We start from the raw sequence: 14,760 nt of genomic DNA, 5'->3' as shown, positions 1-14,760 counted from the left end.
GTATTATAATGCATCATGCATTATGTAAAATAGTATCGTTCTTAATATCAATCTTACGACTTATTGGGGACCAGTCAAGGGCGCCAATACGCACAAGATAAAATAGACCCACCAATAAGATCAAAATAAATGCGGTAGCTTCAGAAAACCCCATCCAACCATTTTCACGAATAGAAGTGGACCACGTATAAAGATACAGAGCCTCAACGTCAAAAATCACAAAAAATATAGCAATTAAATAGAACTTCACCGAGAAGCACAACCGAGCGCTACCTACAGAAATAATACCAGATTCAAATGGCGTGTGCGTGTATCGTCCATGCGTCTTCCCGCCTAACAGGCATGATATGGATAAGAGCGCTATGCCCAGGCATACTACGGTAATAAAAAAAATAAAAAATATCCATTCATGAAACATAATTTCTATCATTTTTGACATCTTGATACACTCAATCAAAGTGAAAATAACCAATACTGTTCTCGATTTTAGATAGCATCTAAGATTCTGTTAACATATAACATATATAGAATTTATAACTCTAATGATATCGATAAAAAATTAATACGTGTGTGTTCTCTTTAATGAAGTTATCTTAGATTAACCTTTGACTATCTTACCTATCATATAGTTGGTTACTAAAATATTTATTTCGTAATAAAATACGGAAACAACCTATATTTAAGATTACATACCACTTAAAATCATGGAAAATGGATTGTTATCCCTCTTATTGTAAGATCTCTATATAGTTTTTACCATGACATCCAAAAACATTTTAATGTCACATTAAAAACATTCAGATATCATATAAAGGTCTCAATAAGTACGATCATACTCATACCTATACAATAAAATTATTATAGTCTAATCAATGAGACGCACATGGAATCTTGTCCTATGCAGGACAAGATTCCTCTATATTCTCTTTGTAAACTGCAAGACTAAGTAATCATTTAACTATCTATATAAAAACCATTAATTAAAACTCCGCGATATCTACTGCACACGTGTCAACAACATTTTCTAATAACACAATACCCTTTTACGTTTACGTCATCACCTATGTTATATTATAATATATAATAAAATATTTTTCTATATTTTTCTAATAATAGAATAATTAGCAATAAATATTACCAAATGACAAAATCATCGTAATATATTCAAATATTATACATAATATCATTACTCAAGAACAAAAGATATATGTGCTTTGGTTACATATATTACTTACGCTTTAAGATAAAATCAGCATGCACTGTAAAATACAACATGCATATTCATGATATTCATTCTTAAGAATATGTATAATGCATATCTCTTTATCTATCATATTTATTTTGTAAGATCTAAAAATATAATGTTTAATTTATAAATTCCTTAAGAAGATCACTTTTAATACAATTACTTAACCGTTAAACCATGATAAAATAGATCGAAATTGCAATAGATCAATTTTCTTACGAAAAAATATATCATAAATAATACTATAAAAAACGATTTATTACTTTTTGTCAATTAATAAAAATATAATGAATGGTAGATTTATACCCACCATGGAATGATCATTCAAAGATCTTACGGTGTAAGATTGTTATTATTTTTTCAGCATGATGATCATGTACTAACAAACAAAAAATAAATTGATTCCCATAACAACATATACGTAAATTCACAAAACCTAATAGGCGTAATACCTCTTGACTCACACTATGAATCGGAAATACTGAGTTGCCAATAATTGCAACTAACGCTAAATTCTCTTCTACTTGCAATATACAAAAAGAGGAAAGCTCACTCAAAAGTGATGAAAGCAGAAGGTTAGTTATTGTTGTGGATGAGTGGGACACATCGATAATTAATGATACGCTTACCTTAGAAATCATAATTAGTTCTGTTGAAACATTATGATGCAGACAAGTTTTAAACACCCTGTCGAGAAAACTTCTTGAGAAGCTTGTAATGCTATGTAATGTAAGCAACATCTGCTTACGACGTAAAGTAAGAGCTCGAAATATAGGCAAGTTATTATTCTTACCAGATACTATTGTTCCACCAGCTGTCGGATTTTTACTAGAGCCAATAAATATCGATATATCACTACGTACTGCAGGTAATAAAGTTCCTGGATGTAATACTTTTGCACCAAAAACTGCCATTATAGCAGCTTCTGAAAACGTAATTTCATTAATACGTTTAGCAGAAGGAACTAAATGTGGATCAATCGTATAAATACCTGACACATCAGTCCAGATATCAATCCTTTTAACCTGCAGCGCCTCGCCTAATATTGCGGCAGTATAATCACTTCCTCCGCGCCCTAAGGTTGTTGTTCTACCTTGTTTGTCTTGACCAATAAATCCTTGTGTAACAATTATCGCTTCTGATAGATGAGGTTTTAATTTCTGATGTACCAAGTCTCCTAATATTCTAGTGTCTGGCTCAGCACAACCAAAGCATGCGTTGGTACGCATTACGTAGCGTACATCAAACCATTCAACTACCATTTTACGCTGACGGAGAACTTCAACAAAGAGCAAACTGGACATTAATTCACCACAGCTGATGAGATCGTCTGTCAATTCAGCAGAAGTAACAAACTCTGCAATACCAGATAAGATTTTAATTTTCCCAAGGATATCATTTATTTTACTCCAAATTGACTCCTGATAAGGCATCCACTCAAGAATAGCATGTTGAATACGAATAATATCGGCCCATACGTGCAAGCGCTGCTGCTTATTGGAACTGGTGGCTAATATTAATAACTGGTTCGTTACTCCCGCGGATGCAGATACTACCACTAAGCGTATCGCGGGATTAGACAACACTACATCAGCACTGTGATTCATAGCTATATAGTCAGCTACACTGCTACCGCCAAATTTCGCTATAATAAGATTGTGAGACATATAGGATAGCCAAAGTGGTATTAGGCTGTATGAGATCAGCGAAACACAGGAAAGAAAATAAATATAGAAGACGGAAGTCTTGTTATGATATATTACCTAAATCCACTAACTAATACATTGATGCCCTTTGTTACTTATTTACAGATATACAACTCTTAATTACTGAGGAAAATTTTTTTAAAACATTATCTCATCATACTAAATTTTAACTCTATTAAATATACATAAACGGCAAGTTGATGATAAAAAACATATAAATTCTCTTCACATGGTTCAAAAATATTTACCCTCCCCTGGAATGACTTCCATAAGAAGCGTAGCAGTTTTTAAAAAACTATCATTATATTATAATCCACTCTTATATTTTACTTGTTATACATTTTTCTGCACTCTCTCAGAAGATTTAGCAAATATATTACGTTTTCAAACGATAAATTCCTAACAAATATATGATATAAAGAACGCAATCAATATAGCTATAATAAACCTCATGACATTAATAGAGACCCATTACATATTAATATTCTCAATAATATATTTTTTGTAACAATCATAACAGATGGAACAATAATCATTATGTGACTGGAAACTATTACATTTAATACATATACTAATGTATCATTATACATATCTTATTTTAATGTTGATGCCATACATTAAAAAATTTAGTGATATGACACACGACACTATATATGCCATGCTTCCATAACATGGCTATCATTATATTATAATCATCGCAATTATCATCAGATATCAATAATTATACTCTAATAAAAATCTATAAATATATATTTTAATAAAAAATACAGAAAGAGTCAATGTTGTATTGGATTATCTCTGTCATATGGAGCGATATATCCAACAATATGCACCTCTCATGTGTGCATCAATCAAAATTGATGCTGTATTTGAGGCGATAAAAGTATCTGAACTATATAACAAACTAAAAAATACATATAAATGTACACATATGTAAATCATAAATATTATACAGAATAAAATTCTGTAGAACAAATCATAAAAGCGCGAAAGAACAAAAAGTACATATTACAGTGCTTATTCTATAGTTTATCTTATATATTGCTTCCTAATAGTCTCGTTGTTATCGTGCATATGCCCCTGAACTACAATCGCAATATCTCAATATACTTCTTATCTTTGAATCTCTTTCTTTCTCTTATATGATAATTTTTAATTCTTGACGCTTAACGCCAAAAACTGCATAAAAATATTATAAAGATTGCATCTGTAATCATGGTATAAAGTCATACTTTATTCTATTTATTTGGTTAAGCGAGATTTCTATATATAGTCACCATATACCACCTAAATTTCAATGTTTTTAAGGGTTATATACATTTGCGCGAATGATTTTAGTATATGTGAAGATTTCCTAGGGGAGAGAGACCCCATAAATATAATATTAATTAATATATGCATATACATCAAATCATAATGATCAACATTACTTTTTATTACGAATTGTATCTTAAATACAACTAAATTAGTCTAATCTTACACCTAAACGACTTGCCACATTCTCATAAGCTTCGATTAAACCTAGTTGATTTTGACGGTAAATATCTTTATCCATTTTTCTAAAAGTTACTCTGTCCCATAAACGCGTGCTATCTGGCGAAAGCTCATCACCTAAAACTACTTTATTTTGAAATAAACCAAACTCTAACTTAAAATCTACTAATATTAAATCTTTTTCAAAAAATAGGTGACTTAAACATTGATTGATCTGATGCGTTAACCTGCGTATTTGTGATAAAGAATCAGTGTCTATTATTTTCAATGCTTTACAATAGGATGTATTCACCATCGGATCATGCTGTAGATCATCTTTTAAAAATAATTCAAAAATTGGAGGATTTAGAGGTAAACCTTCATCGAGCCCCAAGCGTTTTACTAAAGATCCTGCAGCACGATTTCTCACTACACATTCCAATGGAAACATCTTTAACTTTTTTACCACTGTTGCATTTGGAGATATTAGTTCTTCTATCTGAGTGGGTATACCAAATTTTTGCAGTATGGACATGATAAAATAATTTAATTTATTATTAATCATTCCTTTACGATTAAACTGTTCAACACGTTTACCGTCTAACGCTGAAATATCATCACGAAATTCTAAAACTAATAACTGTGGATTATCCGTTCTATACAGTGTTTTTGTTTTTCCTCGATATAACTCATCTTTCTTTTTCATTATTTACACTCACTCAGTTTAAATAACAAACAAGTAATTCTTTAATTGGCTGTATATATTCCATACTGATGAGTGAGAATTTACAATATGTACCTTATTCATCATAATTTTCATCCCTTAGTGAAAAAATATTATCGTACCACTGAAACACTATAATACTGAGTCAGATTTGAAGTCATGAATATTTTTTCTAAAAAGCCTGTAATGCTACTACATATCATAAAATAACTATTACATTGTATTCTTTTCATATATCAAGAACAATCACTGCATGATCCTATGGTATAAAACTTTATTATAATAACACTATTACATATCATAAAATAACTATTACATTGCATTCTTTTCATATATCAAGGGCAATCACTACATAATTCTCTAGTATAAAAATTTATTTTAATATAGCAAAAAAACGAAATTTTTATACATCTGAATTGATCCACTATTGACTATTTTCCGATTTACTAAAATCTATTGTGTATCAACATAGATAATATGATATATCTAAACCATTCTAATATTCTAATATAAAGAAAACAGTGATAATTAAATTTATAAAATACATAAAAATATGAAATGTAATGTTAGACTAAATAATATCAACACACACATATAATATCGTATTAAACACCCCTTTTACAAAATAGGATGAATTCAAAAATATTCTTTAACCTGTATCCATGAAGATGCCGGTTAATTTATATTATGTATGATCCATACTCTATACACAAACTACATAGAAACCACACTCTAGTGTTAAATATTCTTACGCTAATCATAATATCAAATACATGCGGTATGTTCATGGAAAACAACATAAGCAACATCATTTAATAATGAATACAACACACAAGCACGCTTCAATTGTTTTATTAATGGATATTCACCATTAATAAAAGACTGCATGTAAACTGCCATAGCAAACACATATCAGCATATAGAAATTATATTTATATTCTTTCTTTTATTGTCAACAGTATCAAGCATGTACTATCTCAAACATATCTGTTAAAAAGACTTACCAATGCTTCATTTTGACATCTAGATAATGGATATCCCTCTACATTAAAAAACTGTAAACTACTATGAGTACCTAAATCACCGACCTGAATTTTATAATTACCATTTTTCAAATAAAGATCTTTATTGCCCGCTTTATGCACACCTCTCTGGTTACGAGAATTATATTTTACCATCAGGCGACCTTGCGTATAATTACACTCTTTGATTTCCATACCAAGGCCTGTTAAGGTTTGTGGTAACCATTTCCACGCATAATTAAACGGAGCATGTAGGATAAGATTAGGGAATCCTGCATAATCAGTACTATTTGTAACATAAATGAGGTCTTTATAACTACTTCTCGAGATACGGCTTGATGTAGGCTGATGTGCCGAATACGATGCTAATTTCGATGAGAGGTACTGTAGCATTTTTGCAGTATATTGTTGCACCGTTGACGAATCATACACTAAATTTTCTTTTTTTCGCAAAAGAACAAGAGTCACTGTTAAAATATCTTGATAATCATGTCGATGTACACTAATTTTATAACGTCCAAGATACGGTGTGTCTTCTTTGCGACTCCAGTATATCCAATCAGTATATAAAGTTTGTCGATTATCTTGACGATATACGATAGCAAAGTGTGATTTTTTTATGATATCTACTATGTTTAACCAACTAGAGGAGCCTAAGAAATCATTAATAACCCATGTACCGATATTACCGAATAAATGCATGTTGGTATTATGTGTTGACGTAAACATCTGCCGAGGCGGTTGAAGATCAATCTGAGCATCTTTCTGCCTGATATTGTGTACAAAAGGGGGGATGTACCAAAAATCATTTGTTATCGGCAATACCATACCACGTGGGCATTTCAACTCTTCGAAGTGATTAGACGATAACTCGTCTTTAGAAAAGACTTCCGTATTTATCATATGAGGATTACTCGAGCACGAAGAAACACATATCACTAAAACCAGCATCCAAATAGTTATGATGTTATACTTGTATCTTGAGTTAGCCATGAGATTACACTCCTTCCTGAACTGGTATCAGCTGAGCACGCTGAAGTGCCTTTTCCATAACAGCGCAGCTAGAGTTAGTTAATGGCGTCATAGGTAAGCGTAGTATATTAGTTGCTATCAAGCCTAATCTTTCTGCAGCCCATTTGACTGGAATGGGATTAGACTCAATAAATAGTGCATGATGGATATGCATAAGCTGCTGATTTAATAAATACGCTTGAGAAAAGTTACCACTCTTTGCCAAAGTATATATCGCTGCCATCTTGCATGCAGCAATATTAGCTGTCACAGAAATCACTCCATGCCCCCCTAACTTTATAAAGTCTAATGCAGTAGCATCATCACCGCTCAATAGCATAAAGTCCTCTTTAACTAATTGTTGAATCTGAGTAACACGCGATAAATCCCCGGTAGCTTCTTTAATGCCAATAATATTTTTAAGATGCCCCAAACGCTGAATAGTCGATGGTAAAAGGTCTACGCCGGTACGTGATGGGATATTATATAATATCTGCGGTAGATCGGTATTTTCAGAAATTATTTTAAAATGCTGATATAGGCCTTCCTGTGTTGGACGATTATAATAAGGTGTTACAGTTAAGCAAGCGGCTACACCTAGATTTTCTAAACGTTGAGTATAAGCAAGTGCCTCTGCAGTAGACGTTGCCCCAGTACCTACAATTATAGGAATACGACCATCCGCAATATCTAGTATTAATAAAACTAAATCATGACGCTCTCTGTTAGTCAGAGTAACTGATTCCCCCGTCGTTCCTAAAGACACTATTGCGGTAGTTCCGTGCATCACATGATAATCAATTAATGTTTTTACACTTCTGTGACATATCTTACCTTGCTTATCCATTGGCGTCAAAAGCGCTACAATACTTCCTTTGAACATCACTTGCCCTCTACACATACAATTTCATTTTTGCAAATAACAGATATGTTATTGAATTAATGTATCATTCATGACACACGATGAATGCTCGTGCAATCAATATATATACTCTTCATTTTTATAAACTGATGTGTAAACTTAGCACCCGTGTTTCAATTGTTGTCAATTCGTGCAAAAATATAAAAATGTATGTTATGATAGTAAAATAAAAAAGAAGCATCCTTACAATAGTTCACATTTTCCAATAGGTATATGAATCTTTATTAATCTTTATTAAAAATCTAAATTTCGCGCATCTCGCAAACAAAAAACACAATCATCATTTTTATAGCATTAATCTTTATACATTTTTTTCATCAGAGCACGATAATCATACCTAGGTTTTAATCTACACAGATTCATAACAGATGTAAAAACAAAAAACATTCATACATTGCGACCACTCTACTAATGAGTATATTTTATATAATGTGTTAACTATTTTTCATTGCACTCATATATCGGTATCATAAAAATAATAGAACAATATCTATAATATCAATTTATATAATCCAAAACCATCTATCAAGACTCCTCATGGTGGTACTCGTGGTACTGATGATCCACACATATATTATCTATATGAATTAATATTCCATAATGATTAAAAGTTAAAGTCAATGTTTGTTCATGAGCAGGATGATGTCTCAGTGGTATGTGACAAATATAATACCAAATATTTTTACCAAATATGTCTTTGATCCTTGGTGTTCCGAGGATATCGACCACTTGCTTTTGGTTCATACCGATATGAATTTTTTTGATATCCTTAGCCACTAAATAATTACCCTGGATGATATCCGGATGATAAACTACTTTTCCTAAGGTAGAGCAACCAGCAGAAATGATCAGGTACATTCCCATGAATATCCGAATCGTATAACGTATCATACATATTATTCCTTTGTGGTTATGATAATGATTCCACAAACTATCAATGCAAAGAGCGCCGCTGCAAAATAAAATAGCAATTACGCTGAATGAATTCCTTTCTGGCGTATGTTATTAAAATAACAGTCAAAAGTATCATTAATGATTACGTAACAATTTCTCTATTACTATCTTAAATAATGGAGAACGTGATGACTCAAACAGAGGATAAAATGAAAAATCCATTACTGACCCCTCACCCTCAACGCACCCTAAATACTCAGGGTCTTCGATGTCCAGAACCACTCATGATGGTACGAAAGGCTGTACGTGATATAAAAAATGGAGACACCCTTCTAATTATTTCAGATGATCCCGCCACTATACATGATATCCCTAATTTTTGTCGTTTTATGGAACACTCTCTTATTGCTCAATCTGCAGAGACACTTCCGTATAAATTTCTTATCAAAAAAGGTATAGAGTAAATAGTAATGCACAGAGTGCATATCATGCTACTATAACATAATGCACCTACTATATGTTGATACCTATATCTATATATTGCTTTAAGTTTTCTTCTTTAAAAAAGAAGAACATAACCTGTCAACATAACTATTATCAATATTAGTACCTACCTTATCTCAAAATCCATAGTTGTTTTATTTCAAATCACAGCATAAGATGTAATAAAAAACTTATACTTATATATTTTGTCTATATTTTATTGTTACATTTGGAGGACACATTAATCGCACGACTGAATACGTATATATGAAATTGAGGAATAGAATCTATAGATCAAAAATAGAATTTTTACTATATCTAGATCATCATATATAAATTAAAAATTATAGATATTATGTTTGTTTAAGACATTTTGGTTAGTCATAAAAACACACACCACTACCTTTCATTACATTGCTACAAAGTCTATATCCTCATATTATACTCTTTAATATTTTTAATCTTGTTCATAACACCATCCATCTATTATCCATCATTATGTGTAATATCTTTCACTCAGCGCCTCTCTTAAACACTACTATAAAATTTAATCACCTTCTCTTATATGTTTATACATCATCACAGAGATGAGCTACAAGTTTTAAAATTAGTATAAATATATTGCGCGTATTAGTATCGATAGAGCATCTGCTATTCAAGAAAAACAATGAAGACAGGATAATCATACAAAACCATTTATGGTACAACATGTAATTACTACTCGCTAACCCAAGATACCTCTCATATTATATCTAATAAAAACTCTCTGATCATCATATTATCTGATACTAGCATCTCCGCTTACTTCCTATATATACAATGATGGTTTGATCTTTCTCCTCATTAACCTCATATACTACATATAGAATATGCATTTTCTGAAAAACATAACCAACCTTCTGTAAAAATGTTTACAATCACAGCTGCTACATTACGTAACTATCTTAACGTATGTAAAGATGTAACACAGAAATAAAAAACTTGAGTGAAAAATATAAAGAGACCCTGATCTATCCCTGCCGCTCTCCTGACTGCATTAGCGCCTCGAATCCTCACCATACAAAAACGCTCGATGCCCTACCTAATATCAATTTCCACCCTCAGTGGACCTACCTAACGCATCATATATCACGCACTATATATTGACCCTATATTCATAGTAAATTAAAATTTATCTGAATGCTACCACTATAGCTTATACTAATATTAATTATCTCATGATACTGACCTTAATGAGTTACATGTCTGTTAAGATCATCTGTCATCCTGTTCATACATCATTATATATTTCTATATGCTATATGGAAGCATATTAAAAATGCTACCAAGCACTACAGTGTATTTTGTTAGTAAACCAAAATAATAAAACTTGATCATTTTCCGCCCTCTCTAAAAACTAACCTATCTTCTTGTTCTCAATACTAGGATATGAAGATAATAGGTAAAATTGTTCCATATTGCATGCAGTCTCTAACTATAAATATGCAACATACAAACTTTTAGAACTACTAAGAAAAATTAAAAGCAACATCCTACAAAACTACAGAACTAAAAATACAGCTCACTGTATATATCGTAAAATGTGCTAAGCAAGAAGTACAGAGAGCCGTCATATGGATGCATGCCATATCTAGTATATGAAAATGTCCGTTAAGACACATTTATGTTTTCTTCACACAAGATACTAGAAATATTATCAGTAGATAAATGGCATCTGTAATACTATATATATTTAATCACGATATCTTAATGCTTGCATTAAAAAATGAAACATATACAAGATATGCATTGCTATGTGTATAAAAAAGAAATGGTCAGAGAATTCTATGCTCAAATTCTAAAACCTCCTAATAATCTACTCAATATACTAGGGTTATACAGTGCTATGTTAGAACAAAATGATCACAATGAGAGATCTGTACGGATCCATCGTATTTATACTAAAGATATCTCTTTTGAAGCACCGAACGCACCCCAGATATTTCAGGGTTATTGGGATCCTGAAATTAAACTAAATGTTCATACTACTTCTGTTCAGTTAATGGATGATATGTATGAAGTCATACTGCGTATTACTGTTATCGCTAATATTGCTGAAAATACAGCGTTTCTATGTGAAGTACAACAGGGTGGAATTTTCTCTATTAACAACATGACAAAACAACAAATAGCACACAGCTTAGGTGCATACTGTCCAAACCTCCTCTTCCCTTATGCTCGCGAATGTGTCGCTAACTTAATAGGACGTGGTACCTTTCCATCTCTACACCTAGAACCAATTAATTTTGAGGCACTTTTTATTAAAAACATGCACGAAACAGGACATAAAACACCACCTGAGGATAAATAATTGAATGATTCTCAGGCTATAATAAGCATTATTGGGGCAGGTTCATACGGTAGTGCACTAGCTATTGCACTAGCCCGTAATGGCCATAAGGTAATGTTATGGGGGCATAATCCATATCATCAAAAACAATTACAAATACGTCGATCTCATCGCGATATTACTCCGAGTGTACCTTTCCCAGATACATTACTTATTGAAACTAGCCTAATGAAAGCAGTAGCGTCTAGTCGAAATTTACTATTAGTCGTACCTAGTTATACGTTTGGCGATATGCTAAAGAACATTAAACCTTACCTACGTACTGATTCGCGTTTAATTTGGGCGACAAAGGGATTAGAAAATAATACAGGGCGATTATTACAAAATGTAGCATCAGAAATACTCGGAAACACCATTCCATTAGCTGTACTATCAGGACCAACCTTTGCTAAAGAAGTTGCAGAGGGTTTACCAACTGCCATTACTTTAGCGGCAACTGATAAAATGTTTGCCTTAGAAATACAACAACTATTGCATAGTAATACAAACTTTCGTGTATATAGTAACCCAGATTTAATCGGTGTCCAGCTAGGTGGAGCGGTGAAGAATGTAATTGCTATTGGCGCTGGTATGTCTGATGGTCTTGGATTTGGTGCAAATAGCCGTGCAGCATTAATCACAAGAGGTCTAGCGGAAATGCGTCGATTAGGTTTAGCTTTACATGCTAACCCCTCTACTTTTGTAGGTATGGCAGGATTGGGAGACTTAGTATTAACGTGCACAGACAACCAATCTCGCAATAGGCGATTTGGAATTCTTTTAGGCCAGGGCAGCACTATTCATCACGCTAAAAAATCTATCGGACAAATCATTGAAGGTTGGCATAGCACAAAAGAAATTCATGAACTTGCTATACGCAATAACGTTGAAATGCCTATTACCGAGCAAATTTACAAAGTATTATATTGTGGAAAAAAGACAAGGGATGCTGCATACAGCTTGCTGAAGCGTAAAAGTAAAAATGAGAGTGATGGCAGCTAAATAAAGCTACTGAGTCAACATCAATAGCGGAGGGTGCCAAAGTTTTATTGGGAGAAAGTAGTGATGCTATATATAGAACCTAAACAGATCTGGGATCACATTAGAACAGAAACGCATAAGCTATCCGAAGCCGAACCAATGCTCAGCAGCTTTTATCGTACCACACTATTACAACATAATGATCTTGGTCCTGCCTTAAGTTATATGTTATCTAATAAACTAGCTAACGCCATTATACCAGCGACTACTTTACGTGAAATAATACAAGATGCATATTATCACGATCCATCTATGATTGTATCCGCTGCCTATGATATTTATGCCACACGTCACCGTGATCCCACAGTTGATAAGTATTCTACACCAATACTATACTTAAAGGGATTCCACGCCTTACAGGCTTATCGTATTACCAACTGGCTGTGGAATACCGGTCGTCGTGACCTTGCTATCTACCTTCAAAATCAAACTTCCACCTCGTTTGCTGTTGACATTCACCCCGCAGCACAACTTGGCCGCGGCATAATGTTGGATCATGCTACTGGTATTGTTATTGGCGAGACTGCAATTGTTGCAGATAATGTTTCAATTCTGCAATCAGTTACGCTTGGAGGTACTGGTAAAGACAGCGGAGATCGTCATCCCAAAATCCATGAGTGGGTGATGATTGGCGCAGGTGCTAAGATCCTTGGTAATATTGAAATAGGACATCGAGCTAAGATAGGGGCAGGCGCAGTAGTGCTACAACCAGTGCCTCCTCATACAACTGTCGCCGGTGTCCCAGCGAGTATTATAAGCAAAAAAAACAATAATAACATACACAAAATTACAATCGATAAACATTTTAACCAAGGATTTCCAGGATTTGAATTTGGTGACGGAATATAAACAGAAATCCAAAACTAGACACACGATCGTTGCGTATAGAACATTGTAATACATCTTAATCTTATGAACCTTGTCTCTTCTCGATGAAATGTCACAAGAAAGATACATGGATTTTTTGATCTAATAATATTATACAATATATATATAATATTTTAGTGACATTACGATGTTTATATGTTCTAGCGTTCGGATTCCTCTGTCTAGTAAAATAACCTTATTAATACCGCCAATGTATTAAAATAGTCTATAATAGCCCTAGAGAACTTTACTCTATTACAAATATAATATCTATAGAAATAGAGAAGCATTCTCCTAACACTCTTATAATTTTTAATCTATTAACGTAAATCTCTTATAGGTGCTTTACGTCACACTGTAAAAAACAGCCGATCATTATCAATACTAGTCAGATACGCATACCAGTTATCACTTATACTCATTAATTATACTATAACTAACCTGAAAATATACACGCATATTAAACAGAATATCACTAAATCCTCTACGAATTGTTTTCTACTAATATCCTTTATTTATGGGTTATAATGTGCATCACACATCAGAGGGAATACTTTTATTCCACGTTTTTCTATATATACATACATTAGTTTTTCATATACACCATCTCCTAATATAAAAAACTCCAGTAAGTGTCTATCACATAAACTCTTTATTGGATATGATAAAAAATTTGTATAACAATTATAACCTCTAAAAAATTCAATTTTATTCAATACACATATAATATATGTCAATACTATATATCCACTTGATATATATACGATCATGTATCTTCATTTAAATGAAGATCATTTCATACATTGCACTTATGATAAAATAGTATATTATCATGCGTGAGTAAAATAACCACATTCTATCATTTAGATGATATCACTACGTCTATACAGCCACTTATTTTAGTCGTCTTTTATACAAAGTAGTTGCATGTAAGTCTTTCTGCTTATGCAAACATTTACAAAGACAGTAAAGCTCCATTATCTTACAAAATCTTAATATGCCA

At 32.5% G+C, this 14,760-nt stretch carries 10 protein-coding genes; 4 read left to right on the top strand and 6 right to left on the bottom strand.

Annotated features, from left to right (window positions below):
• Positions 1-13: 13 nt before the first annotated feature.
• The 6 genes from ndhC to bamE all read right to left on the bottom strand — a co-directional run bounded on the left by ndhC (position 14) and on the right by bamE (position 8,995).
• Entirely contained in the window at positions 14-439 is a 426-nt protein-coding gene (gene ndhC / locus ERCILAFE3058_RS00305; RefSeq protein WP_157989513.1) for an NADH-quinone oxidoreductase subunit A, read from the bottom strand.
• 1,127 nt (positions 440-1,566) lie between these two features.
• Positions 1,567-2,913, bottom strand: a complete 1,347-nt coding sequence (gene lysC, locus ERCILAFE3058_RS00300; protein WP_157989512.1) for a lysine-sensitive aspartokinase 3 — start codon at positions 2,911-2,913, stop codon at positions 1,567-1,569.
• Between the two features lie 1,504 nt (positions 2,914-4,417).
• Entirely contained in the window at positions 4,418-5,131 is a 714-nt protein-coding gene (gene purC / locus ERCILAFE3058_RS00295) for a phosphoribosylaminoimidazolesuccinocarboxamide synthase (RefSeq protein WP_157989511.1), read from the bottom strand.
• 995 nt (positions 5,132-6,126) lie between these two features.
• On the bottom strand, positions 6,127-7,164 hold the full coding sequence (gene bamC, locus ERCILAFE3058_RS00290; RefSeq protein ID WP_157989510.1) for an outer membrane protein assembly factor BamC: 1,038 nt from the start codon (positions 7,162-7,164) through the stop codon (positions 6,127-6,129).
• Positions 7,165-7,168: 4 nt separating this feature from the next.
• The gene (gene dapA / locus ERCILAFE3058_RS00285) at positions 7,169-8,065 is read right to left on the bottom strand and encodes a 4-hydroxy-tetrahydrodipicolinate synthase (RefSeq protein ID WP_157990035.1); all 897 of its coding nucleotides are present in this window, start codon (positions 8,063-8,065) and stop codon (positions 7,169-7,171) included.
• A 564-nt stretch (positions 8,066-8,629) separates the two neighbouring features.
• The gene (bamE, locus tag ERCILAFE3058_RS00280) at positions 8,630-8,995 is read right to left on the bottom strand and encodes an outer membrane protein assembly factor BamE (protein WP_157989509.1); all 366 of its coding nucleotides are present in this window, start codon (positions 8,993-8,995) and stop codon (positions 8,630-8,632) included.
• A 191-nt stretch (positions 8,996-9,186) separates the two neighbouring features.
• Between bamE and tusA the strand changes: the two genes are divergently transcribed.
• The 4 genes from tusA (at position 9,187) to cysE (ending at position 13,739) form a co-directional block, all read left to right on the top strand.
• The gene (gene tusA / locus ERCILAFE3058_RS00275; protein ID WP_414973847.1) at positions 9,187-9,462 is read left to right on the top strand and encodes a sulfurtransferase TusA; all 276 of its coding nucleotides are present in this window, start codon (positions 9,187-9,189) and stop codon (positions 9,460-9,462) included.
• 1,904 nt (positions 9,463-11,366) lie between these two features.
• Positions 11,367-11,831 carry a protein-export chaperone SecB gene (gene secB, locus ERCILAFE3058_RS00270; protein WP_157990033.1) on the top strand — a complete coding sequence of 155 codons (465 nt, stop codon included), beginning with the start codon at positions 11,367-11,369 and terminating at the stop codon, positions 11,829-11,831.
• On the top strand, positions 11,832-12,851 hold the full coding sequence (gpsA, locus tag ERCILAFE3058_RS00265) for an NAD(P)H-dependent glycerol-3-phosphate dehydrogenase (protein WP_157989508.1): 1,020 nt from the start codon (positions 11,832-11,834) through the stop codon (positions 12,849-12,851).
• A 63-nt stretch (positions 12,852-12,914) separates the two neighbouring features.
• Complete coding sequence (cysE, locus tag ERCILAFE3058_RS00260; RefSeq protein WP_157990032.1) at positions 12,915-13,739, top strand: serine O-acetyltransferase; 825 nt, start codon at positions 12,915-12,917, stop codon at positions 13,737-13,739.
• The last annotated feature ends 1,021 nt before the right edge of the window (positions 13,740-14,760 follow it).

It is taken from the genome of Candidatus Erwinia haradaeae (assembly GCF_900698955.1).
In the GTDB taxonomy this organism is placed as follows: Bacteria; Pseudomonadota; Gammaproteobacteria; order Enterobacterales; family Enterobacteriaceae; genus Erwinia_E; species Erwinia_E haradaeae_G.
This window is presented reverse-complemented; position numbering and strand designations above follow the sequence as displayed.

Coding starts and splice junctions, on each gene's coding strand:
- ndhC (WP_157989513.1), bottom strand. CDS start 439: ATGTCAAAAATGATAGAAATTATGTTTCATGAATGGATATTTTTTATT.
- lysC (WP_157989512.1), bottom strand. CDS start 2,913: ATGTCTCACAATCTTATTATAGCGAAATTTGGCGGTAGCAGTGTAGCT.
- purC (WP_157989511.1), bottom strand. CDS start 5,131: ATGAAAAAGAAAGATGAGTTATATCGAGGAAAAACAAAAACACTGTAT.
- bamC (WP_157989510.1), bottom strand. CDS start 7,164: ATGGCTAACTCAAGATACAAGTATAACATCATAACTATTTGGATGCTG.
- dapA (WP_157990035.1), bottom strand. CDS start 8,065: ATGTTCAAAGGAAGTATTGTAGCGCTTTTGACGCCAATGGATAAGCAA.
- bamE (WP_157989509.1), bottom strand. CDS start 8,995: ATGATACGTTATACGATTCGGATATTCATGGGAATGTACCTGATCATT.
- tusA (WP_414973847.1), top strand. CDS start 9,187: ATGACTCAAACAGAGGATAAAATGAAAAATCCATTACTGACCCCTCAC.
- secB (WP_157990033.1), top strand. CDS start 11,367: ATGTTAGAACAAAATGATCACAATGAGAGATCTGTACGGATCCATCGT.
- cysE (WP_157990032.1), top strand. CDS start 12,915: ATGCTATATATAGAACCTAAACAGATCTGGGATCACATTAGAACAGAA.